Origin of the sequence: Thermus parvatiensis (genome assembly GCF_001535545.1) — a bacterium.
GTDB lineage: Bacteria > Deinococcota > Deinococci > Deinococcales > Thermaceae > Thermus > Thermus parvatiensis.
In genome coordinates this window covers 1,222,759-1,244,995 of sequence record NZ_CP014141.1, presented here as the reverse complement: position 1 = coordinate 1,244,995, position 22,237 = coordinate 1,222,759, and the positions used below count along the sequence as shown (strand labels likewise).

The 22,237-nt window shown below is 67.7% G+C and carries 17 protein-coding genes and 11 pseudogenes; 7 read left to right on the top strand and 21 right to left on the bottom strand.

Annotation, left to right across the window (positions count from 1 at the left end; all coding sequences use genetic code 11):
* The first annotated feature begins 11 nt into the window (after positions 1-11).
* Positions 12-1,049 (top strand): quinone-dependent dihydroorotate dehydrogenase, encoded by a 1,038-nt coding sequence (locus AV541_RS06850; protein ID WP_060384560.1) that lies wholly within the window; start codon positions 12-14, stop codon positions 1,047-1,049.
* Here AV541_RS06850 and AV541_RS06845 read toward each other — a convergent pair.
* The 16 genes and pseudogenes from AV541_RS06845 to AV541_RS06775 all read right to left on the bottom strand — a co-directional run bounded on the left by AV541_RS06845 (position 1,039) and on the right by AV541_RS06775 (position 13,305).
* Positions 1,039-1,515 carry a Uma2 family endonuclease gene (locus AV541_RS06845; protein WP_060384559.1) on the bottom strand — a complete coding sequence of 159 codons (477 nt, stop codon included), beginning with the start codon at positions 1,513-1,515 and terminating at the stop codon, positions 1,039-1,041. The two genes, AV541_RS06850 and AV541_RS06845, sit on opposite strands and share 11 nt — an antisense overlap.
* A gap of 4 nt (positions 1,516-1,519) precedes the next feature.
* Entirely contained in the window at positions 1,520-2,800 is a 1,281-nt protein-coding gene (locus tag AV541_RS06840; RefSeq protein WP_060384558.1) for a dihydroorotase, read from the bottom strand.
* Positions 2,797-3,264, bottom strand: a complete 468-nt coding sequence (locus tag AV541_RS06835) for a PIN domain-containing protein (protein ID WP_060384557.1) — start codon at positions 3,262-3,264, stop codon at positions 2,797-2,799. Before AV541_RS06835 ends, AV541_RS06840 begins: the two co-directional genes overlap by 4 nt.
* Positions 3,236-3,385 (bottom strand): hypothetical protein, encoded by a 150-nt coding sequence (locus tag AV541_RS11600; protein WP_167345968.1) that lies wholly within the window; start codon positions 3,383-3,385, stop codon positions 3,236-3,238. Before AV541_RS11600 ends, AV541_RS06835 begins: the two co-directional genes overlap by 29 nt.
* 19 nt (positions 3,386-3,404) lie before the next feature.
* Positions 3,405-4,310 carry an aspartate carbamoyltransferase catalytic subunit gene (locus AV541_RS06830; RefSeq protein WP_008632182.1) on the bottom strand — a complete coding sequence of 302 codons (906 nt, stop codon included), beginning with the start codon at positions 4,308-4,310 and terminating at the stop codon, positions 3,405-3,407.
* Positions 4,307-4,852: a bifunctional pyr operon transcriptional regulator/uracil phosphoribosyltransferase PyrR gene (gene pyrR / locus AV541_RS06825; RefSeq protein WP_060384556.1), complete on the bottom strand. Its 546-nt coding sequence runs from the start codon at positions 4,850-4,852 to the stop codon at positions 4,307-4,309. Before pyrR ends, AV541_RS06830 begins: the two co-directional genes overlap by 4 nt.
* A 201-nt stretch (positions 4,853-5,053) precedes the next feature.
* Complete coding sequence (locus tag AV541_RS06820) at positions 5,054-5,383, bottom strand: SPW repeat protein (RefSeq protein ID WP_008632190.1); 330 nt, start codon at positions 5,381-5,383, stop codon at positions 5,054-5,056.
* Between the two features lie 58 nt (positions 5,384-5,441).
* The gene (locus AV541_RS06815) at positions 5,442-6,191 is read right to left on the bottom strand and encodes a sulfite exporter TauE/SafE family protein (RefSeq protein WP_008632191.1); all 750 of its coding nucleotides are present in this window, start codon (positions 6,189-6,191) and stop codon (positions 5,442-5,444) included.
* 5 nt (positions 6,192-6,196) lie between these two features.
* Positions 6,197-7,140, bottom strand: a pseudogene (locus tag AV541_RS06810) (2-hydroxyacid dehydrogenase).
* Complete coding sequence (locus AV541_RS06805; RefSeq protein WP_008632193.1) at positions 7,140-7,541, bottom strand: type II toxin-antitoxin system VapC family toxin; 402 nt, start codon at positions 7,539-7,541, stop codon at positions 7,140-7,142. The pseudogene AV541_RS06810 and the gene AV541_RS06805 overlap by 1 nt, the downstream one beginning before the upstream one ends.
* The gene (locus tag AV541_RS06800; protein ID WP_008632194.1) at positions 7,538-7,792 is read right to left on the bottom strand and encodes an AbrB/MazE/SpoVT family DNA-binding domain-containing protein; all 255 of its coding nucleotides are present in this window, start codon (positions 7,790-7,792) and stop codon (positions 7,538-7,540) included. The genes AV541_RS06805 and AV541_RS06800 overlap by 4 nt, the downstream gene beginning before the upstream one ends.
* A gap of 43 nt (positions 7,793-7,835) precedes the next feature.
* Positions 7,836-9,144 (bottom strand): annotated as a pseudogene (locus AV541_RS06795) (TldD/PmbA family protein).
* Positions 9,141-10,534 (bottom strand): annotated as a pseudogene (locus tag AV541_RS06790) (TldD/PmbA family protein). Before AV541_RS06790 ends, AV541_RS06795 begins: the two co-directional pseudogenes overlap by 4 nt.
* A gap of 78 nt (positions 10,535-10,612) precedes the next feature.
* A pseudogene (holA, locus tag AV541_RS06785) lies at positions 10,613-11,511 on the bottom strand (DNA polymerase III subunit delta).
* Positions 11,512-11,514: 3 nt separating this feature from the next.
* Positions 11,515-12,669 (bottom strand): annotated as a pseudogene (locus tag AV541_RS06780) (acyl-CoA dehydrogenase family protein).
* A 9-nt stretch (positions 12,670-12,678) separates the two neighbouring features.
* Positions 12,679-13,305, bottom strand: coding sequence for a GNAT family N-acetyltransferase (locus AV541_RS06775; RefSeq protein ID WP_041444442.1), 627 nt, complete (start codon positions 13,303-13,305; stop codon positions 12,679-12,681).
* 33 nt (positions 13,306-13,338) lie between these two features.
* On the opposite strand from AV541_RS06775, the pseudogene AV541_RS06770 reads away from it, so the two are divergent.
* Positions 13,339-14,419: pseudogene (locus tag AV541_RS06770) on the top strand (PIG-L deacetylase family protein).
* On the opposite strand, the pseudogene scpB reads toward AV541_RS06770, so the two are convergent.
* A pseudogene (scpB, locus tag AV541_RS06765) lies at positions 14,363-14,895 on the bottom strand (SMC-Scp complex subunit ScpB). The pseudogenes AV541_RS06770 and scpB sit on opposite strands and share 57 nt — an antisense overlap.
* A 3-nt stretch (positions 14,896-14,898) precedes the next feature.
* Positions 14,899-15,485, bottom strand: a pseudogene (locus tag AV541_RS06760) (L-threonylcarbamoyladenylate synthase).
* Between AV541_RS06760 and pilC the strand changes: the two are divergent.
* Positions 15,484-16,703, top strand: a pseudogene (gene pilC / locus AV541_RS06755) (type IV pilus assembly protein PilC). The pseudogenes AV541_RS06760 and pilC overlap by 2 nt on opposite strands.
* Here pilC and AV541_RS06750 read toward each other — a convergent pair.
* A complete protein-coding gene (locus AV541_RS06750; RefSeq protein WP_060384555.1) occupies positions 16,678-17,130 on the bottom strand; it encodes an EVE domain-containing protein in 453 nt (150 codons plus the stop codon). The pseudogene pilC and the gene AV541_RS06750 overlap by 26 nt on opposite strands.
* A gap of 72 nt (positions 17,131-17,202) precedes the next feature.
* On the opposite strand from AV541_RS06750, the gene AV541_RS06745 reads away from it, so the two are divergent.
* The 4 genes and pseudogenes from AV541_RS06745 to AV541_RS13590 all read left to right on the top strand — a co-directional run.
* On the top strand, positions 17,203-17,652 hold the full coding sequence (locus tag AV541_RS06745; RefSeq protein ID WP_167345967.1) for a protein kinase family protein: 450 nt from the start codon (positions 17,203-17,205) through the stop codon (positions 17,650-17,652).
* Between the two features lie 9 nt (positions 17,653-17,661).
* Positions 17,662-19,015, top strand: a pseudogene (locus AV541_RS06740) (FAD-binding oxidoreductase).
* 52 nt (positions 19,016-19,067) lie between these two features.
* The gene (locus AV541_RS12470; RefSeq protein ID WP_244880672.1) at positions 19,068-19,604 is read left to right on the top strand and encodes a hypothetical protein; all 537 of its coding nucleotides are present in this window, start codon (positions 19,068-19,070) and stop codon (positions 19,602-19,604) included.
* Positions 19,555-20,016: pseudogene (locus AV541_RS13590) on the top strand (GGDEF domain-containing protein); the annotation flags it as partial. The gene AV541_RS12470 and the pseudogene AV541_RS13590, both read left to right, overlap by 50 nt.
* On the opposite strand, the gene AV541_RS06730 reads toward AV541_RS13590, so the two are convergent.
* On the bottom strand, positions 20,001-21,080 hold the full coding sequence (locus AV541_RS06730; protein WP_014629770.1) for a prephenate dehydrogenase/arogenate dehydrogenase family protein: 1,080 nt from the start codon (positions 21,078-21,080) through the stop codon (positions 20,001-20,003). The pseudogene AV541_RS13590 and the gene AV541_RS06730 sit on opposite strands and share 16 nt — an antisense overlap.
* Positions 21,077-22,111, bottom strand: coding sequence for a 3-deoxy-7-phosphoheptulonate synthase (gene aroF / locus AV541_RS06725; RefSeq protein WP_014629769.1), 1,035 nt, complete (start codon positions 22,109-22,111; stop codon positions 21,077-21,079). Before aroF ends, AV541_RS06730 begins: the two co-directional genes overlap by 4 nt.
* Positions 22,112-22,237: the final 126 nt, after the last annotated feature.

Below are 22,237 nucleotides of genomic sequence, written 5' to 3'. Positions count from 1 at the left end.
ATGGGTGGGGGATGCACCGCTTCCTCTTCGCCCTGGACCCCGAGGCCGCCCACGGGCTCGTCTTGGGGTTTCTCGCCTTCTGGTCGGAAAGGGGGCCCTTGCTGGAGGTTCCCGCGAGGCTTCTTCGGGTGGAGGACCCCCGCTTCCGGGTGGAGGCCTTTGGGGTCTCCTTTCCCAATCCCTTGGGCCTCGCCGCGGGGATGGACAAGGACGCGCGGGCCCTTGGGGCCTGGTGGGCCCTGGGCTTCGGCTTCGCCGAGGTGGGGACCCTCACCCCAAGACCCCAGGAGGGAAACCCGAGGCCGAGGCTTTTCCGCCTCCCCGAGGACCGCGCCCTCATTAACCGCATGGGCTTCAACAACCGGGGAGCGAGGGAGGCCGCCACGCGCCTAGGGCGCTTCCGCAAAAGGGGGCTTCCTCTCCCCGTGGGGATCAACCTGGGGAAGAACCGGGACACGCCCTTGGAGCAGGCGGCGGAGGACTACCTAAAGGCCCTCCGCCTCCTGGAGCCTTTTGGGGACTACTTCGTCTTGAACGTGAGCTCCCCCAACACCCCGGGCCTTCGCGCCCTCCAGGAAGGCCCCTTCCTGGACGAGCTCCTTGCCCGCCTCCGCCCGGCCACAAAGAAGCCCCTCCTCCTCAAGGTGGCCCCGGACCTCTCCCCCAAGGCCTTGGACGAGGTCCTCGCCCTGGCCAAGAAGCACCGCCTCCAGGGCCTGGTGGCGGTGAACACCACCCTGGCCCGGGAGGGCTTGAAAAGCTCCCTCGCCGGCGAGGCCGGGGGGCTTTCGGGACGGCCCCTGAATCGGAGGGCCCTGGAGGTCCTCCGCCACCTGGCCGAGGGGGCGGAGGGGCTTGCCCTGGTGAGCGTGGGGGGGGTGGAGACCCCTCTGGACCTCTGGGAGCGGCTCAAGGCCGGGGCAAGCCTCGTCCAGGTCTACACCGGCTTCGTCTACGGGGGGCCCCTCTTTCCCCGGCGGCTTCTAAAAGGGCTTCTTTCCCTGATGGCCGCCGAAGGGGTTTCCCGCCTCGAGGACCTCACACGGTGAGGGTGCAGCCGCAGGCGAGGTCCAGTTCCACCGGGGAGACGTGGCGAAAGGCCCCGTCCGGGCGCAGGTGGAGGACGAGGAGGGTGTAGGGGTCAAAGACCACCACGTCCTTCACCCCTTGGGAGAGGTAGAAGCGGGGGGCGATCTCCAGGTCCTTGGCCTCGTAGCCCCGGTTCACCACCTCCACCACCGCCTCGGGCAGGAGGGTGATGGCCTCGTCCAGCTCCTCGGGTTCCCGGCAGAAGATAGCGATGTCAGGCCTTTTGTAGGAGCCGTCGGGGAAGCGCACGTAGACGTCGGCCACGTGAACGCAGGGGCACCCGCCCTCTTTGGGACGGATGCTTTGCCGGATCCGGTCTACTGCCTTTTGGTGGCGGTAGGTGGGGTGGGCTTCCCAGAGGGGAAGCCCACCAACCCACTCCAACCGCAGACCGATGGCGTCCGCTTCCAAAAGCTTATCCAGCACACCCCTATTCTAGCGCCTCGTGGACTATGCGCCCTTCCACCAGGGTGAGGACGGGCCAGCCCCCAAGCCGCCACCCGGTCCAGGGGGAGAAGCGGGCCTTGGAGGCGAAGCCCTGCGGGTCCACGGGGCGCTCCTTGGGGTCTAGGAGGACGAGGCTCGCCTCGGTCCCTTCCTCTAGGTGCAAAGGGGGGAGGCCCAGAACCCTCCGGGGGCCATCGGTGAAGAGTTCCACCAGGCGCCTTAAGGGGAAGCCCCGCTTGAGGTGAAGCTCGGTGTAGAGGAGGGGGAAGGCCACCTCGAGGCTCGGGATGCCGAAGGGGGCCCTTAGGAGGTCCATCTCCTTTTCCGCCAGGGTGTGGGGGGCGTGGTCGGTGGCGATGGCGTCCAGGGTGCCGTCAAGAAGCCCCTCCAGGAGGGCCTCCCGGTCCTCTTCCCCCCTGAGGGGCGGGGCCACCTTGAAGAGGGGGTCAAAGGTCCTCAGGGCCTCCTCGGTGAGGGTGAGGTGGTGGGGGGTGGCCTCCGCGGTCACGGGGAGGCCCGCCCGCTTCGCCTCCCGGACGAGCTCCAGGCCCCGCTTCGTGGAGAGGTGTTGGACGTGGAGCCTGGGGGTGGCCGGGCTTCGCCTCAGGGCGTAGCGCAGGACCTCGAGGTCCCGGGCGATGCGGGCGGCCTCGGCCTCGGTGGGGTTGCCCGGCAGGCCCAAGAGGTCGGCGAGGGGGCCATCGTTCATGACCCCGTTTCGCCTGAGGCCCGCGTCCTCCGCGTGCACCGCCACGGGGAGGCCCAAAGGCGCGGCCATGAGGAGCCCCGCTGCCAAGACCCCGGCGTCCTCGTTGGTGCGGCCGTCGTCGGTGAGGAGGACCGCCCCCGCCTCCTGGAGAAGCCCCGCCGGGGTGAGGGTCTTCCCCTCCTGCTTTTCCGTGAGGGCGGCCGCGGGGTGGAGCCTTGCGAGGCCCAGGGCCTTGGCCTTCTCCTTCAGGGCTCGCACCGCCTCTGGGGTGTCCACAGGGGGCTTGGTGTTGGGCATGGAGACGAGGTCGGTGTACCCTCCCCGCACCGCCGCGAGAAGCCCAGAGAAGAGGTCCTCCTTCACTTCCTCCCCGGGCTCCCGCAGGTGGGCGTGGAGGTCTAAAAACCCCGGGGCGAGGAAGCACCCCGTGCCGTCCACGACCTGCTTCGCCTCGCCGCCTTCTAGAGAGAGGATCCTCCCTTCGCCGATGAGGACGTCCAGGGGGCCGCGTTCCCCCATAGCGTCCACGAGACGTACGTTTCGGATCAGGATCATGCTTCCTCCAGTTCGGGCACAGGGTAGGTGGGCACCAGGACCTTGGCCACCCGGTATTGCCTGCGGTCCAGGGTCAAAAACACCCCCGAAACCTGGCGAAAAAGGGCCAGGGCCGCCGCCAGGTGGACGGCGTCCGCCCCCCGCAAGGGATACTCGCGGGCAAGGAGGCTTGCCGCCTGCATCAGGGCCAGGCTGCTTTCCACGAGGTAAAGGCTCGGGACCAGCTCTTCCGGAGACCGAACCGCCTTCTGAAATCCCCTCGGGCTCAGGTGGCCCCCGTCCCGGCGCCCCCTTAGGGCGGCCACGGCTTCCGGAAGAAAGAGGTCGCAGGCCGCCAGGGGGGCCTCCCGGAGGAGGCCCCGAACCCAGGCAAAGGGCTCGCCGGGGTGGTCCACCACGAGGTAGAGGAGGGCGCTGGTGTCGGCGAAAAAGACCTTAGCGCCGTTCCTGGGTGAGGAGCTCATGGAGAGGGGGGGTTTCTCCCTTCAGGAGCACCGGCTTGGGACGCTTCCTGCGGGCCTTTTGCGGGGGGCGCACCCGCACCCGGTTGAGAAGCTCCGCCAGGGCTTCCTCGGCCTTCACCATGGCCTCATGGTACCCCACGTCACCTCCCTTTTCCCACCAAAAGGTGGTAGAGCACCGCCATGCGCACCGCCACCCCGTTCCGCACCTGGCGGTTCACCAGGCTTCTTTCCGAGTCCGCCAGGGTGCCTTCCAGCTCAATGTCCCGGTTCATGGGGCCAGGGTGGAGGAGGAAAGCCCCTGGTTTGGCCTTCTTCAGACGCGCTTCCGTTACCTGGTAATGGGCAATATAGTCCTGCAGGTGGATGAGGCCGGCTTCCATGCGCTCCTTCTGGAGCCTCAGCACCATAACCGCATCCGCTTCCGCCAAAGCCTCGTCCAGGTGAGGGGTGAGCCTGGCTCCGGGAAGGCTTTGGGGGAGAAGGGTGGGGGGGCCTGCCACCCACACCTCAGCCCCGAGAAGAGGGAGAAGCTCCACGTTGGAGCGGGCCACCCGGGAGTGAAGGATATCCCCCACGATGGCGATCTTCCTGCCCTCCAGGGTTCCCAGGGCCTCCAGGAGGGTGTAGGCGTCCAGAAGAGCCTGGGTGGGATGGGCCCGGCGGCCATCCCCCCCGTTCACCACCACTCCCTTTACCCAGCGGGTGGCCTGGTGGGGGACCCCGGCGCTGTCGGCGCGGATGATATAGGCATCTATGCCCATGGCCTCGAGGGTAAGCAGGGTGTCCTTGTAGCTTTCCCCCTTTTGCAGGCTGCTGGCCTGGGCCGCGAAGGACACCACATCCGCGGACATGCGCCTGGCTGCCAGTTCAAAGGAGATGCGGGTGCGGGTGGAGGGCTCAAAGAACACCGTGGCCACGGTGAAGCCCTGGAGGGCGGGCACCTTCTTCACCGGCCTTTCCAGCACCTCGGCCATCACCCTAGCGGTGTCCAGGGTGTTTTCCACCTGGGCTTTGGTCCAGCCCTGGAAATCCAGGAGGTGCCTCATGCTTCCTCCCTTTCCCAAAGCTCCACCCGGTCCTCCCCGTCCACTTCCTCCACCTTCACCTTCACCACCTCGTTTTTGGCGGTGGGCACATTCTTGCCCACGAAGTCAGCCCGGATGGGGAGTTCCCTGTGCCCCCGGTCCACCAGGACTGCCAGGTAGATGCGCCTGGGACGGCCTAGGTCCATGAGGGCGTCCAGGGCGGCCCGGGCGGTGCGGCCCGTGTAGAGCACATCGTCCACCAGGACCAGGGCCTTCCCCGTGAGGTCAAAGGGGATCCGGGTTTCCCGCACCTGGGGCCTAACCCCGATCTCGGAGAGATCGTCCCGGTAGAGGGTGATGTCCAGAATCCCCACCGGCACCTCCTTGCCCTCAAACTCCCGGATGTACCGGGCGATGCGCTCCGCCAAGGGGATGCCCCGGGTATGGATGCCCACCAAGGCCAGCCCCTCTACCCCCTTGTTGGCCTCCACGATCTCGTGGGCGATGCGGTAGAGGGCCCGGCGCATCTCCTCGGCGTTTAAAAGCTCGGCCTTAAAGCGCACGGTTCACCTCCAAAAAGAAGCGGAGGCCAAGGCCTCCGCCCAGCTTCTTTCTTTTGCCGTTCTGGTATCGTTCCATTTTCCCCCTTTCCGGCCTCGCGGGACCGGTTTAAAGGCTACCCCTACCTTACACCCCCTGACCCGCCCAGACAAGGGGAACCCCCGCCCGAGCGAGACCCCGGGCAGGGGCCAGGCGGCCTAGGCTTAGGCTGCCTTGGGCGTTTCCCGGGTGGCGCTCAAGGCCAGGGCCCCTACCAGAACGCCCACGATCACCGCGTTCCACAGGGCGTTGGCCATCCCGCTAAACCCCAGGATCCAGGGGGAGAGGATGAGCCAGATGCCCAGGACCACGTTCACCCATTCCTCCCAAAGGGGGCCACCCCGGAGGTGCATGAGGGCCATGAGCCCCACCACTACCCCCACGATGACCGCGTTCCACATGGCGGCGGGGGTGCCGCTAAAGCCCAAAAGCCACGGGGAAAGGATGAGCCAGACGCCAAGGACAAGGTTAGCCCAGTCCTGCCAACGCCGCATACACCCTCACCTCCTTCCAGCCGAAGCTTAACCTCCTTGAGTCCAACAAATAGTGAGATTACTTACTTTCTCCGGCTGGGGAGCGGAGGTACCGCCAGGAAGTCCATAAGAGCACCATGGCGAAGACCAAGCGCAGGGTGGCCTCGGGTAGAAAGTGGGCGGCTTCGCCTCCCAAAAAGGTGCCCAAGAGTACCCCAGGTACCAGGCCAGGGGCCAGGAGGGTATCCACGTTGCCCAGGCGGTGGTGGGTATAGGCCCCCACCAGGCTGGCGGGGACCATGGCGAGAAGGCTCGTGCCCTGGGCAGTGTGCTGGTCCATGCCCAAGACCAGGACCATGGCCGGAACCATGATGGTCCCTCCCCCCACCCCCATCATGCCCGAGAGGAAGCCGGTGAGGCCTCCCGCCAGGAGAAGGGTGAGATCCTCCCAAACCTCGCCCCGCACCAGGCCCACGGGGGCCAGGTAGGGTTTCAGGAGAAGCAGAAGGGAAACAAAAAGGAGGAAAAACCCAAAGGCCCGCTTGAGGTCCTTTTCCGCCAGGCTGTGGGCGTAGCGGGCCCCTAGGCGGGCGGTGAGGATGGCGGTAGCCGCCAAAAACAAGGCGGCCTTGAGGCTCAAGGACCCCTGGAGCCCGTAGGTGAGGGCTCCCATGAGCCCGGTGAAGAAGACCGCCACCAGGCTGGTGCCGTGGGCCTTGTGCTGGGAAAGCCTGAGAATCCCCACCATCAGGGGGATCATCACCGTGCCTCCCCCAAGCCCCACGAGCCCCCCAAAGCCCCCACCGAGAAGGCCGATGACGAAGCTCATGGGGCTCATACTACCGGGTTTGGTGGCTCCCTGCCCTCCAGGGCAAAGAGGAGGTTCTCCACCGCTATCTCCGCCATGTGTTCCCGGGTTCGCCTTCCTGCCGAGCCAATGTGGGGGGTGATGACGGCGTTGGGAAGGGTGTAAAGGGGATGCCCTGGGGGCAGGGGCTCGGGATCGGTGACGTCCAGGCCAGCTCCGAAAAGATGCCCCTTTAGGGCCTCCACCAGGGCTTCCGTGTCCACGAGGCCTCCCCGGGCGGTGTTGATCAGGATGCTTCCCGGCCTCATGGCGAAAAGCCTTTCCCGGTTCATGAGGCGGTGGGTTTCGGGGTCAAGGGGGTGTGAAGGCTCACGATGTCGGATGTGGCCAGGAGTTCCTCCAGGGAAAGGTGAGGGTAGGGGAGGGGCTTTGGAGCACGGCTCGTATAGACCACCTTCATCCCGAAGGCCTCGGCCCTTTGGGCCACCGCCTGGCCGATACGGCCCATGCCCACGATGCCCAGGGTGGCGCCCTGGAGGTCCATTCCCAGAAGGAGTTCGGGATGCCAGGCCCGCCAAAGGCCCCTTCGGGCGTAGTCCACTCCCTCCACCACCCGCCTGGCCACCGCCAGGAGAAGGGCCAAGGTGAGGTCAGCGGTAGCCTCAGTGAGCACCCCGGGGGTGTGGGTCACGCGGATGCCCCGGGCTTTGGCCGCCTCGAGGTCCACGTGATCCACTCCCACGCTGTAACAGGCGATGACCTTAAGGCCTGGGGCGCGGTCCATGACCTCGGCGTCGATCCGGTCCTCCACGGTGGGGATGAGGCCTATGGCTCCCTCCACCCTCTTGAGGAGATCTTCCCGGGGAAGGAAAAGCCCTTCGTGGACCTCCACCTGGTAACCTGCTTCCCGTAAACGGTCCAAGGCCTTTCCCGGAAGGCTACGGGTTACAAAGATTTTTCCCTTGGGCATCAGGGCACCACCTCGAGCTCAGGGAAGGCAAGCCGGTAAGGCCTGGGGTCAAAGGTGGCCAAGCGTAGGCCGTGGAAAAGGGCATGGGAACCAATAAGGAAGTCGGCTAGGATGCGGCGGGGCAAGCGGGCTTTTCGCCTCTTTTGAGCGTAAAGGCCAAAGCGCTCGCCGGCCAGTTCCCAGACCGGAAGGGGCATCCCATCTTGCAGGCGGATACTGAACTGGTCAAGGAAAGCCTCTACTAAGGACCAACCGGGTCCGGCCCGCAGTTCAGCGTAGACCGGAGGGCTGACAAAAAGGGCTTGCCGGGATAGCCCATCCAGCAAGGCGATGGCCTTCTCATGTTGGGCATCCTTGGGGTCCAGGGCAGAAAGGATGACGTTGGTGTCCAGGCTGGTCATCCCTTACGCAGTTTCCGAATATAGCCCACGGCATCGTGCCCTGTGGTCTTTTGCAGGGCTTCGGCCTCATCGGGATAGGCCTCGAGAAGTTCCTGCAAAAGCTGCCGCACCGGTGGGCGCCAAGGGCGTAAGCGGATTTCTCCTTCCACCACTTCCACCAGGAGCTTTTCCCCGGGATGGAGCCCCAAAGCCTGCCGAACCTCGGCGGGAAGGGTGATCTGGTATTTGGGGCTGATGGTGACCGTGGCCATGCCTTTAGCTTAGCAAAAACCACTAAGCGTATTTTGCTTTACCCTATGCCCCGGCAAAGGAGAGCTCCGCCACCGCCACCGTGGGGCTACCGTAGGCGGCGTCCAGGAGGGTCCAGTCCAGGTCGTCCCCCACCGCCTCCACCCCCTGGAGAAGCTCCAGGAGGTTCCCGGAGACGGCGAAGTTCTCCACCGCATAGCGCACCTCTCCCTCCTCCACCCAAAGCCCTAGGGCCTGGAGAGAGAAGTCCAGGCTCACGGGGTTCGCCCCGGCGTGGAGGCCCATGAACTCGGTTATCAGGACCCCCTTTTCCAGGCGCAGGTTGCCCACGGGTTCCAGGTAGAGGTTGGTGGGAGCCACGTCCAGGATTCCGCGGTAGGTGCGGAAGGCGTGGCCGGTGTTCTCCTGGCCCAAGGCCCTGGCGGTTTCCGCGTTGTGCAGGAAGGTTTTGAAGATTCCCTTCTCCACCACCACCGTGCGCCGGGCCGGGGTGCCTTCGGCGTCAAAAGGACGGGAAACCAGGCCCTTTTCCAGGGTGGGGTCGTCCACCAGGGTGACCCACTCCGAGGCGATCCGTTCCCCTAAGCGGTTCAGGAGGCGGCTTTTGCCCTCAAGGGCGCTTTTGGCGGAAAGGGAACGGGAAAGCACGTAAAGAAGCCCCGCCATGGCCTTGGGCTCCAGATAGGCCCGGTAGCGGCCCGTGGGGAGAGGTTTGGCGTTCAAAAGCCTCGCGGTCTTCTCCCGGATCTCCAAGGCGGTGCGGCCGGGGTCTAGGGCGTGGAACTCCTTGGCCAGCTTGAAGTCCCAGCCTTGCTTGAGGCTTGGGCCATCCCCCATCACCAGGCTACCCCCCAGCCCAGCGAGTCCAGTGCGGAGGGCACCCTCGGCCCCTAAGGTGCTGGAGAGGGCCATCCGGACCTCCTTTTCCATGTAGCCCCCCATGAGGACGCTTCGGGTTCGGGGGTCGTCCCGTAAGGCCCTTTCCAGTTCTAGGGCGCTTTGCTTCTTGGCTTCCAGGGGGCAGAAAGGCCCTCTCCCAGAAGGTCGTGGCTTCCCAAAGCCTGGCCCGGGGGATGAAGCCCTCCTTTCCCGCAAGAAGGGCGTTATCCCTGGCCTCCGATAGGGCCCACTCTAAAGCCTCCGGGGAAAGCTCTTCCGTGTAGGCGTAGCCCACGTGGCCTTGGACCACCACCCTGAGGCCGATTCCCCCCTGGCGGGCCTCCTTGATCTCCTCCAGGGTACCTTGCCGGGCCCTTAAGGAAAGCTCCCGCTCCTCCTGGAAGAGGACTTCCGCCTCGAGGCCCAGTTCCTTCGCCCGTCTTAACAGGTACCGCTTGGCTTCCTCCAGCGTCATGCCCTACCTCCCACCACGATCTCGGAGACCAGCACATGGGGCTGGCCCACCTCCACGGGCACCATTCCCGAGAGGCTCCCGCACATCCCGGGGGCGTTTTCCCAGTCCTTGGCCACGGCCACCACCTTCCTGATGGTCTCCGGCCCCTTGCCCACCAGCATGGCCCCGCGCACGGGTTCTTCCAGGCGCCCGTGGCGGATGATGTATCCCTCCTGCACGGCGAAGTTGTACTCCCCCGAGCCCGGCTTCACCTGGCCGCCTCCCAACTCCTTGGCGTAGAGGCCGAACTCCACGCTGGCGATGAGGTCTTCCACCTCCTTGTCCCCCGGGGCGATGAAGGTGTTGCGCATCCTCGAGGTGGGGGCGAAGGTGTAGTCCTGCCTGCGGCCCGAGCCGGTCATGGGGTAGCCGGTGAGAAGGTGGCCCAGGCGGTCCACCATGTAGCTTTTGAGGATGCCCCTTTCGATGAGCACCGTGCGCTCCGTGGGGCGGCCCTCGTCGTCCACCTCCGTGGAACCCCAGGCGTGGGGGAGGGTGCCGTCGTCGATGTAGGTCACCGCGGGGCTTGCCACCTCCTCCCCAAGCCTATCGGCCAGGACGCTGGCCTTTTTGGCCACACTGGTGGTTTCCAAGAGATGTCCCAGGGCCTCGTGGAAGATAACCCCGCCGAAGGCGTTCCCCACCACCACGGGCATGGTCCCGGCGGGGGCGGGCTTGGCCCGCAGGTTGGTGAGGGCCTGGCGGGCGGCCTTGGCCCCCACCTCCTTGGGGGGAAGAGGTCGAAGAGTTCCAGCCCCACGCTCTTGCCAGGGGCCGCGTAGCCCGTTTGCACCTCCGTGCCGTCTTGGGCCACCGCCAGCACGAAAAGCCGGGTGCGGACCCTCTTTTCCTCGGCCCACGTGCCCTCCGTGTTGGCGATCAGGACTTCCTGCTCCCATTCCTGGAGGCTGGCCTCCACCTGCCTGATCTCCGGGGCGATCCTGGCGCCGGCCTCCGCCTCCAGAAGCCTTTCCAGACGGTAGCGCTTGTCCTTTTCCCCGTAGGGTGTCCTGGGGGTGTGAAGGCCCTTGGGGAGAGCCTTGCGGAAGTCCAGGCCCCCGGCACCCCGTTCGTCCACCTGGCCCACGGCTCCCTTGGCCCGGAGAAGGGTTTCCAGGGCTTCCAGAAGGCCTTCGCGGGTGAGCTGGTTGGTGTAGGCGTAGACCACCTCGGTGCCGAAGAAAAGGCGGAGGCCCGCCCCGTAGTCCAGGCCGGAGATGGCCTCCTCCAGGCGGCCCGAACGCACGATCATGCGCCGCCTCCGGGAGCGCTCCGCATAGATCTCGGCGAAGTCGGCCCCGCCCTTTAGGGCTTGCCGCAGGAGGGTTTCCACCAGATCTGGGCTTAGCATGGAAGGAGGCTAACCCAGGACTGACCCGCGGGTCAACTCCTTGGGGAAGGATTCCCTGGAGGACTCCTTTGGGGGGTGTCACGCAGGTTCTGCCGGGGTGAGGTGGAGGAGGGTGTAGACCGCCCTTTCCAGGGCCAGCCAGGGATCCTTGCCCTCCTTGGCCCGGCGCTCTGCCTGGATCAAGGCGTCCAGGCTGGCCTCGAGGGCTTCCTTCGAGAGGCCTCGAGCCAGCTCCAGCGCCCTCTTGGCCGCGTAGGGATGGGCCTCGAGGCGGGCGAGGTCGGCTTCCGTGGGCCTGGGGTTTTCCTCAAGGAGCATCCAGGCCCTGGCCAGAAGGGAAAACTGCCAGGCGAAGGCCCCAAGGAGCCTTAGGGGCTCCTCCCCCTCCTCCCTTAGCCGCCTTAGGTGGCGAAAGGCGGCCTTGGCCTCCCCTTCCAAAACCGCCCGCACCAGGTCAAACCCGCTTACGGGGGCTTTAGGGCCACCACCCGTTCCACCTTCTCCAGGGTGAGGGGAGGTGGGAGAAGGGCGAGCTTCTCCAGCTCCCGTTCCAGGGCCTCGAGGTCCCCTTCCAGGGAGGCCAGGTACTGGGCGATGCCGGCGGGTAGCCTGAACCCCAGCCGCTTGGCCCGGTTTTCCAGGTGGCGGACGAGGTCCTTGCCCTTCGGGGTGGGGAAGTCCCGCCGCTCCCGGGTGCGGTAGAAGGCGGCCCGGGCGGTGGTGGGCTTGGGATCAAGGATAAGCACGGCCACCTCCTCGGGGACGTTTTCCAGAAGGGGCTTTAACGCCTTCCACTCCCCCTCGCTCACCTCCCTCAGGTCCAGCATGGCCCCGGCTTGCCCGAAAAGCCCGGGGCTTAGGGTCTCCGCCAGGGCTTCCGGGGTGGGTTCGCTGAAGTGGGTGAGGCCCCGAAGGGAGGCCTCCTGGAGGAGGGCCTCCTTGGCCAGAAAGGGATCCCCTGTGAAGGCGATGACCATGCTTTAGAAGGCGCTCAGCCCCGTGGCCTCCCGCCCCAGGACCAGAGTGTGGATGTCGTGGGTGCCCTCGTAGGTGTAGACGGTTTCCAGGTTGAGCATGTGACGGATGGCGTGGTACTCCAGGGTGATGCCGCTTCCCCCCAGGATGTCCCGGGCTAGGCGGGCGGCCTTAAGAGCCTTCCACACGTTCTGCCGCTTGGCCAGGGAAACCTGGGCCGGCTTGAGCTTCCCCTCGTCCTTTAGCCGGGCCAGGCGCCAGGCGAGAAGCAGCCCCTCCGTGTGATCCGCCAGCATCTCCGCCAGCTTGGCCTGCACCAGCTGCTTTTTGGCGATGGGCTCGCCGAAGGTGCTCCGGCTTTTGGCGAACTCCACTGCCTCGGTGTACACCGCCTCCAAGGCTCCCAGAACCCCCCAGGCGATGCCGAAGCGAGCCTGGGTGAGGCAGGAAAGGGGGCCTTGAGGCTCTCAGCCTTGGGCAGGCGCAGGGCCTCGGGCACTCTCACCTCCTCCAGCACCAGCTCGCTGGTCACTGAGGCCCTCAGGCTCATCTTGTGCTTCACCTCCTGGGCCTGGAAGCCCGGGGTGTCGGTGGGAACGATGAAGCCCAGAACCCGCTCCTCCTCGTCCTTGGCCCAGATGATGGCGATATGGGCCAGGTTGCCGTTGGTGATCCACATCTTGGTGCCGTTCAGGACCCAGGTGTTCCCCTCGAGGCGGGCTTTGGTCTTCATGTTGCCGTAGGGGTCCGACCCCCCATCGGGTTCGGTGAGGCCGAAAGCCCCCACCATCTCCCCCCGGGCCAGCTTGGGCAGGAACTCCCGCTTCTGCTCCTCGCTGCCAAAGGCGTAGATGGGGTACATGACCAGGGAGCTTTGCACGCTCACGAAGCTCCTAAGCCCCGAGTCCACCCGTTCCAGCTCGTAGGCGATGAGCCCGTAGGCGGCGCTCGTCACCCCCGCCCCCCGTACTCGGGGGCAGGGTGGGGCCCAGGAAGCCGAGCTCGGCGAATCTGGGGATGAGGTGGACGGGGAAGACCCCTTCCTCCCACCAGTCGCGGATGTAAGGCAGGGCCTCCTTTTCCAGGAAGCGGCGGGCAGCCTTCTGGACCTCCTTCTCTTCCGGGGTGAGGAGGTCCTCCAGGGCGTAGAAGTCCAGCATGGGCTCAGTCTACTCCAGGTCCCGCACCCAGACCTCGTGGATCAGGGGCCGGCCCAGGTAGGGGGCCCAGAAGGGGCTCGCCCGCTTGGCGTACACCCGAAACCCCATGGCCCGGTAGAGGCCCCGGGCGGCGCGGTTGGCCCGGGTGGTGGCGAGCTGCACCCCCGGTACCCCCTTTTCCCGCAAGCACTTGAGGAAGGCGGCGAGGAGGGCCTTGCCCACCCCGTGGCCCTGGGCCTCGGGGGCTACGGCGATGTGCAGGTGGGCCGGGTAGCGGTCCTTGGGGGCCTTGGGCCCCGGGTAGCGGAGGAGGCGGAGGAGGTAGCGGAGGTGGGGAAGGGGAGGGCCGAACCGCCCGAGGAGGAGGCGGGGAAGGGCCCAAAGCAGGCGCTTGGCGAAGGCGAGGGCGAGGGGCCGGTCGGCGCAGGCCCCGAGGATGTAGCCCACCACCCGGCCTTCCTCCTCGGCCACCAGGTTGCAGCAGCCGGCCTCCAGGTAGGGGGCCACGAAGAGGGCTCCCCAGAGGGTTTCACTGGGGAAGACCTTTGGGCCTTCCCTGCCGAGGAAGAGGGTCTGGTGGGAGAGGCGGGCGATGGCCGCGAGGTCTTTGAGGTGGGCCTTTCGCACCTGGGCCACGCCCCCAGTCTATAGGCCCCGTAAAATGCCCCCATGCGTCGGCTTAGGCCCTGGCAGTGGCTCGTCCTCCTCCTCGTCCTCTACCTGGGGGTGGCGGAGGCGGCGCGCCTGTGGCTGGGCCTCCTCTGGGCGGAACGGCTCATGGTCCTGGCGGCGGCCCTCGGGGTCTGGGCCTTCATCAACGGCCGCTTCCTCTTCGCCGGCTACCACGCCCTCGTGGCCTCGGCCCGGGTCCGGCGCCTCCCCCTTTTTCCCCCGCCCCTTTCGGGCGAGCGCCTCCTCGTGCTCGCCCCCCACCCCGACGACGAGGTGCTGGCCGCGGGGGGCTCATGGGGCGGGTGGCGCGGGAAGGGGGGGAGGTGAGGGTGGTCTACCTCACCTCGGGGGACGCCTTTGACCTGGCGGCGGGAAGCCCGCTTCCTTCCCCAAAGGCCCTGCGCCGCCTGGCCCTGAGGCGGATGGTGGAGGCCAGGCGGGGCCTCGAGGCCTTGGGCCTTCCCCAGGAAAGCGCCCTCTTCCTGGGCTTTCCCGACCAGGGCCTCTACCCCCTCTTTACCACCCACTACTACCTGCCCTACGAGAGCCCCTACACGGGGCTTAAGGCGGTGGCCTACCCGGGGTGCCACCAGCCGGGCCTCCCCTACACGGGGAAGGCCCTGGAGGCCCTCTTGGTGGAGGTCTTGCGGTCCTTCAGGCCCACCCGGATCCTCCTGCCAAGCCCTTTGGACGCCCACCGGGACCACCAGGCCACGGCCTACTTCGGCATGCGGGCGGCGGCCCTTCTCGGCTTGGAGGACCGCCTCCTCTACTACATCGTCCACGGGGGTACCAGTACCCTTTGCCCAAGGGCCTCCACCCCAGGCTTCCCCTCTACCCGCCCCCTCGAGGCCGGGGGCTTCCCTGGCAGCGCTTCCCCTTGAGCGAGGAGGAGGTCCGCCTCAAGGAGAAGGCCATCCGGGCCCACAAAAGCCAGATGCGCCTCTTGGGCCGCTTTCTCCTGGCCTTCGTGCGGCAGAACGAGCTCTTTAGCCCCCTCCCCGTCCCCGCCCGGGAGGCCCTAGCCGCGGAGGAGGAGGGGTGGGCCGTCCTCCCTGAGCGGGGGGAGGTCTTCTAGGCTCTCCAGGCCGAAGACCTCCAGAAAGCGCTCCGTGGTGCCGTAGAGCTTGGGGCGGCCGGGGGCTTCCTTCTCCCCCACCACCCGGACGAGGCCCCGTTCCAAGAGGCTTTCCAGGACGCCCTCCACGCTCCTTCCCCGCATGGCCTCAAGCTCCGCCCGGGTCACGGGCTGGTGGTAGGCCACGAGGGCCAGGACCTCGAGGGCCGCCCGGGAGAGCCTGGGCGGGGAGGGCTTAAGGACGCGCTCCACCGCCTCCAAGGCCTTGGGGTGGACCACGAGCCGCCACCCCCCGCCACCCGCTCCAGGGCCACGCCCAGGTGGCCGGCCTCGAGGTCCCGCTCCAGGGCCTTGAGGGCGCGGAGAACGGCCTCCTCGGGGTGGCCCAGGGCCCTAAGCTCCTTGAGGGCCACGGGCCTTCCCGCGGCGAAGAGGACGGCGAGGAGGAGGGTTTTGAGGCTCGGGGCTTCCTCCATGGCCTACCGGAGGTAGGCGAGAAGGGCCTCCTTGGGGATCGCCCCTTCCCGCAGGACCTCCCCGGTGCGGAGGTCCACCACGCTGGAGGCGAGCCCCCCCGCCTCCCCGGGGAAGACGTAGTCCACGGCAAAGGTCCGGGCCTCGGCCTCCGTGCGCACAGGGGGCTCGCCGCTCCGGTTCAGGCTGGTGGCGGCCACATGCCCCCCCACCCGGCGGAGGAGTTCCCGCAGGGTCTCGTGGGCCGGCATCCTCAGGCCCACGGAGCCGTCCCGGCTGATCCAGGGGGGGTGGCCTTCCCGGGAACCACCACGGTGAGCCCGCCGGGCCAGAAGGCTTTCGCCAGGCGCAGGAACTTTTTCTCAAGGGTTCCAAGCTCGGCGAGCTTCAGGGCGCTTTCCAGGTCCGCCACCAGCACCTGCAGGGGCTTGCTCTCGGGCCTACCCTTGACCTCGTAGATCCTCTTGCAAGCGGCCTCGTCCTCCATGAGGGCGAGCACCCCCCAGACCGTGTCCGTGGGGAAGGCCACCAGACCCCCTCCCTTGAGGGTCTCCGCCGCTTTGGCCAGGGCCTCCTGGTATACTCTTTCCATGCCGGTCTACCAGTATAAGGCCCGGGACCGCCAGGGCCGTCTGGTGGAGGCCACTATTGAGGCCGAGGACCTCCGCACCGCCGCGAGGCTCCTCCGCGACCGGGGCCTCTTCGTGGCCGAGATCAAGGAGCCGGGGAAGGGCCTGCAGGCGGAGGTGCGCCTTCCCGCCTTGGAGAGGGGCCCCGGCCTCAAGGACCTCGCCATCTTCTCCCGGCAGCTCGCCACCATGCTGGGGGCGGGCCTCACCCTTCTTCAGTCCCTGGCCATCCTGGAGCGCCAGACGGAGAACAAGAAGTTCCGGGAGATCCTCAAGCAGGTGCGCGCGGACATAGAGGGCGGCATGGCCTTCTCCGAGGCCCTCTCCAAGCACAAGCTCTTCTCCCGCCTCTACGTGAACCTGGTGCGGGCGGGGGAGACCTCGGGGGCCTGGACGTCATCCTGGACCGCCTGGCAACCTTCCTGGAGAAAGAGCTGGAGCTAAGGGGCAAGATCCGGAGCGCCATGACCTACCCGGTCATCGTCTTTGTCTTCGCCGTGGGCGTGGCCTACTTCCTCCTCACGGGGATCGTGCCCCAGTTCGCCCAGATCCTCACGGATTTAGGCTCCGAGCTTCCCCTCCTCACCCGCTTCCTCATCGCCGTCTCCGACCTTCTTAGGGCGGCCACCCTGCCCCTTCTCCTCCTCGCCTTGGCCCTCTTTTTCGCCTACCGCTGGTATTACGGCACCCCCCAGGGGCGTAGGGTCATTGACCGCCTTAAGCTCCGCCTCCCCGTCTTCGGCGACCTCAACCGCAAGACCGCGGTGGCCCGCTTTTCCCGCACCCTGGCCCTCCTCCTCTCAAGCGGGGTGAACATCGTGGAGGCTCTGGATATCACCAAGGGCACGGCGGGCAACCGCGTGGTGGAGGAGATCGTGGAGGCCGCCAAGCTCAAGATTCAACAGGGCGATCCCCTGAACCTCACCCTGGCCCAGCACCCCTTCGTCTTCCCCCCCATGGTGAGCTCCATGGTGGCCATCGGCGAGGAGACGGGTGCCCTGGACACCCTGCTCTCCAAGATCGCTGACTTCTACGAGCGGGAGGTGGACGAGGCGGTGGCGAGCCTCACCGCGGCCATTGAGCCCCTCATGATCATCTTCCTGGGCGTCATCGTGGGCATGATCGTGGCGGGGATGTTCCTGCCCCTCTTCAAGATCATCGGGACCCTCTCCGTGCAATAAGGGCTTCCGCCACCTCCGGGGGAACCGGCATCACGGAAAGCCGGTTTCCCCGCTTCACCAGGGGGTGGTCCGGGGGGAAGAGGGCCTTGAGCTCGGCGAGGGGGACGAGGGGCCACTTCTCCACGAAGGCCACCTCCACCGTGTACCAGCGGGGCTTCTCCGGCGTGGCCTTAGGGTCGTAGTAGGGGCTTTCCGGGTCAAACTGGGTGGGGTCGGGAAGGCGGGTGGCCACCACCCGGCAGAGCCCCACGATGCCCGGAGGGGTGGCGGACGAGTGGTAGAAGAAGCAGAGGTCCCCTTCTTGCATCTCCATCAGGTAGTTCCGGGCCTGGTAGTTCCGCACCCCGTCCCAGATGGCCCGGCCTTCCCGCTCAAGGTCCTCAATGCCGTACACCTGGGGTTCGGACTTCAAGAGCCAGTAGGCCATGCTTCGCAGTCTAAAGGCGGGTTTACCCGCTTCCAACTCCCCGGGGACCTCAAAGGGGCATATGCTGAAAATATGCGGACCTTAGGGCTTTTCGGGATCGGCCTTTTGCTCGCCGCCTGTGCCCTTACGGTGGAGGTGCGCTTACCCTACAAGATCGTGCGCTTGGAGACCCAGCCCACCTACTGCACGCAAGGGAACACCCAGTTGGACTTCCGCCTCACCCTGGACGGCTGGGTGGAGGGGCTTTTGTTTTACTGGGTGCCCGACGGCACCCCTCCCTCCGAGGCCTTGGAGGAGGAGACCCTATACCTTGAGAGGCCTTTCGCTGGGCCCGAGGTCCGGGGTTTTCTCACGGTGAGCCCCGAAGGCCGGGTGTTGGGGGCTGGGACGCAGGGTATAGAGGTGAGGCCCGATAGGCGCCTCTGGGTGCGGGGAGTGCGGGGCGGAGTCCTGGGGCCTTATGTGGGCGCCGTGAACGTGGTGAGGCCCGATTCCACGTCCTTTTGCGACCCCTCCTGGTAGCCTAAGCCCATGGCGCTTTCCCGGGCGCAAGGGGTTCTGGACGAGCTCAAGGCGCTTTTCGGCCCCCGGGCCCTCCTTTCCCGGGCGGCGAAGGAGGTCTACCGCTACGACGCCATCCTGGTGGGGCCTGAACCCTTGGCCGTGGTCCTGCCCGAAAGCCGGGAGGAGGTGGCCGCTTTGGTCCGCCTGGCCCGGCGGCACGGGGTGGCGCTGGTGCCCCGGGGGCGGGAAGCGGCCTCTCCGGCGGGGCGGTCCCGGAGGAGGGGGCCATCGTGGTGGCCTTCACCCGGATGACCCGCCTCGAGGTGGACCCCCACACCCAGACGGCCTGGGCCGAGCCCGGGGTGACCACGGCCCGGGTCTCCGAGGCGGCGAGGCCCTATGGCCTCTTCTACCCCCCGGACCCCGCCTCCTACCGCACCAGCACCCTGGGGGGAACCTGGCGGAGAACGCCGGGGGGCCCCTCTGCTTCAAGTACGGGGTTACCGGGGACTACGTTTTGGAGCTGGAGTGGGTGGACGACGAGGGCGGAATCCAGCGCCAGGGGCGCGCCGCCTACGACCTGCCGGGCCTCCTCATCGGCTCGGAGGGGACCTTGGGCCTGGTGACGGGGGCGAGGCTCCGCCTCCTCCCCTTGCCCCGGCACCGGGCCGCCCTCCTGGCCCACTTCCCCGGGGTGGAGCCCCTGGCCGAGGCGGTCTCCGAGGCGGTGGCCTCGGGGGCCGTGCCTGCCCGCATGGAGTTCATGGACCCGGCCTGCGCGGGCGCCGTGGAGGACTACCTGAGGATGGGCCTGCCCCGGGGCCGGGCCCTCCTCCTGGTGGAGACGGACGGGGAGGAGGCGGACCTCGTGGAGGAGGAGCTTTCCCTAGTGGAGGCGAGCGCCCGCCGTCACGGGGCCGAGGTGGTCCGCGCGGCGGGCGAGGCGGAGGCCGAGGCCCTCTGGCGGGCCAGGCGGGCGGTGAGCCCCGCCCTGGGCCGCATCCGTCCCAAGCGGGTGAACGAGGACATCGCCGTGCCCCGCTCGGCCCTGCCCCAGGTGGTGCGGGAGATTGAGGCTTTGGGGAAGGCCTTCGGCCTCGTGGTGGTGCAGTTCGGCCACATTGGGGACGGGAACCTCCACCCCAACATCCTCTTTGACCCCAGGAAGGAGAGTGAGGAGAAGGTCTGGGAGCTCGCCCACGAGATCGCCCGGGTGGCCTTGAGGCACGGGGGGGTGCTCTCCGGGGAGCACGGCATCGGCCTCATGAAGCGGGACTTCATGCTGGAGGCGGTGGACCCCGAGACCCTGGGGGCGCTCCACCGGGTCAAGGAGGCGCTGGACCCCCTGGGCCTCTTCAACCCAGGGAAGGTCCTTCCCTAAGCCCTGTTTGTTTTTCACGGCGTTTTGACGGCGGGGAGGCCATAATGGGGCCATGGAAGGCCTCTACCGCCTCTTTTATGTCCTCGCCTGGGTGGGCCTTCCTTTGGGCATCGGGCTTCAGCTCTTCTGGCATCCGCCTAGGGGCGGGGAGTGGGGGGTTTACCTTCTCTTCGCCCTCCTTTTTGGGCTCGCCCTTCTCCAGGGGCCGAGGCGGGCCCCTCGCCTCTTGGCCCACGCCCTGGGGGCTTACCTTCTCTTTGAACTTTGGCGAGGAAGGGACTTCCCCTGGGCGGTGGGCTTCTGGTCTCCCTCCCTCTACCTCCTCCTGGCCTTCGCCTACCCTCTCCCCCCGGCCTTGGCCTTGGGCCTCCTTTGGGCGGCGCTCCTCTCCGCCTTCGCCCTTTGGGCCGCGGGGGGCCCACCTGGCCTTGGGGGCACTTCGCTTCAAGCCAGCCCGTCCTCCTCGCCCTCACCCTGCTCCTCGCCCGCTTCCGGGAGCTCTACGGCCAGGTGCGCTTCTGGCGGGAGCGGGCCCTCACTTGTCCCCTCACGGGCCTCCCCAACCGCAGGGCCTTGGAGATGGCCCTAGAGCGGGAGGCGGCCCGGGTGGAGCGGGGCGGGCCCCCCTTCGCCCTGGTCCTTTTGGACTTGGACGGCTTCAAGCAGGTAAACGACGAGCGGGGCCACAAGGAGGGGGACCGGTACCTCAGGCGGCTGGCCCAGGCCCTGGTCTCGGGGGTGCGCCGGGGGACCTCGTGGCCCGGTGGGGCGGGGACGAGTTCGCCGTCCTCCTCCCGGGGACGGGAGAGAAGGAGGCGGTGGAGGTGGCGGAGCGGCTTGGGCGCCGCCTCCGGGAGGAAGGGGTCTCGGCGAGCCTGGGGGTGGCCGTGTACGCGGGGGACCTCGAGGACCTCTTCCTCCGGGCCGACCAGGCCCTCTACCGGGCCAAGGCTCTGGGGAAGGGCCGGGTGGTCCTCGCCCCGCCTCAGGGCAGGCGGTAGCCCGCCTCCTGGAGGACGCGCCGGGCCCTTTCCCGCTCCTCCCGGGTGGCGAAGGAGAGGCGGAGGGCCCCCGCCGCCTCCCGGATGGTGAGGACCTCTATGTCCTTGATGTTCACCCCCGCCTCGCCCAGGGCGGTGGCGATCCGGGCGATCTCCCCGGGCCGGTCCGGCACCTGGACCACGAGGTCGTGCATCTCGGGGAGGAGGCTTCGGCGCACGATGGGGAGGCTGTCCCGGGTGCGCTTGGCCTCCTCCGCCGCCCGAAGCAACCCTTCGGGCTCATCCAGGAGGCCTTCCAGCTCCAGGAGGACCTCCCGGAGCTCCTCTATGGCCTCCTTCAGGGCCTCCTTGTTCTCCACCACCATGTCCCGGCTCATCCTGGGGGAGCCGGAGGCCACCCGGGTGAGGTCGCGGAAGCCCCCGGCGGCCAGGAACATGAGGAGGTCCTTGTGGGGGCTATGGGCCACCAAGCGGTTTAGGGCCACGGCGAGGAGGTAGGGGAGGTGGGAGATGCGGGCCACGAGCTCGTCGTGGAGGAGGGGAGGGACCTCGAGGGGGTAGGCCCCTAGGGCCTCCACGAGCCGCCGCACGCCCTCCCGGGCCCTGGGGCTCGTCCTTTCCGTGGGGGTCAGGACCCAGACGGCGTTCTGCAAAAGCCCGGCGTGGGCGTTCTCCACCCCGGCCCGTTCGCTTCCCGCCATGGGGTGCCCCCCCAGGTAGTGGGGGAGGAGGCCTTCCAGGGCGGCCACCACCTTGGCCTTGACGCTTCCCACGTCGGTCCAGAGGCTCTCCGGGTGGGCCCAGGGGGCGAGGGCCTTCCCCAGCTCGGCCAGCGCCCCCACGGGGGCCGCGAGGATCCCCAGGTCAAGCTCCCCCACCCAGGGGCCCACCTCGGTGTGCACCCGGTCGGCCACGCCGAGAAAGAGGGCCTTCTCCAGGGCCATAGGGTCCTGGTCGTAGGCGTGGACCTCCTCGGCGAGGAAGCGCTCCTTAATCCCCAGGGCCACGCTCCCGCCCAAAAGGCCCACGCCGAAGACCCCGACTTTGCCGAAGAGGGGCCTCATCCCAGGACGGGGGCGGCGAGGGTCTTGTCCAGGGCGGCCACCAGGCGGCGCACCTTGTCCATGAGCTCGGCGAACTCGTGCTCGTGGAGCTGCTGGGCGGCGTCGGAGAGGGCCTTTTCCGGCTCGGGGTGGGTCTCCACGATGAGGCCGTCCGCTCCCGCGGCGAGCCCCGCCAGGGCCAAGGGGATGACCCAGTCCCTCTTGCCCGCCGGGTGGGAGGGGTCTATCCAGACGGGGAGGTGGGTCCAGCTCTTGAGGACGGGCACGGCGGCGACGTCTAAGGTGAAGCGGGTGGCCTTCTCAAAGGTGCGGATGCCCCGCTCCACGAGGATCACCCGCATGTTGCCCCGGGAGAGGATGTACTCCGCGCTCATGAGGAACTCTTCCAGGGTCATGCTCATCCCTCGCTTGAGGAGGACGGGCTTCCCCGCCTCCCCCACCGCCTGGAGCAGGGGAAAGTTCTGGGCGTTCCGCGCCCCGATCTGGAGGACGTCGGCGTACTCGGCCACGAGCTCCACCTGCTCCGGGGAGAGGACCTCGGTGACGATGGGGAGGCCCGTCTCCCTCTTGGCCTCGGCGAGGATCTTCAGGCCCTCGAGGCCCAGGCCCTGGAAAGCGTAAGGGCTCGTGCGGGGTTTAAAGGCGCCCCCCCGGAGCATGTGGGCCCCGTGGGCCTTCACGTAGTGGGCGGCCTTGAGGGTCTGCTCCCGGGACTCCACCCCGCAAGGCCCCGCCGCCACCATCACGTGGCCGCCCCCCGTCTTCCCCGTGGGGAACTCCAGGACCGTGGGGAAGGGCTGGACCTCGAGGCTCGCGAGCTTCCAGGGCTTGGAGATGGGGATGACCTCGGCCACTCCCGGCAGGGCCCGGAAGTGCTCCATGAGCTCGGGGGTGGGCCCCCGGCCGATGGCCCCCACCAGGGTGGTCTCCACGCCCCGGGAGACGTGGGGCCGGTAGCCCACCTTCTCTATTTCCCGGACGACCTCCTGAAGCTCCTCCTCCGTGTGCCCCCGCTTCATCACGATCAACATGGCTTCCCTCCCAAAAGCTTTGGGCGCCCCCTTTAGGGGGCGCCCTTTTCGCGGTATGGCCTACGCGGACCGCAGGGCGCCCCCGGCGGGGTAATAAAAGCCGAAGTAGCGCCCTAGGGTCCACAT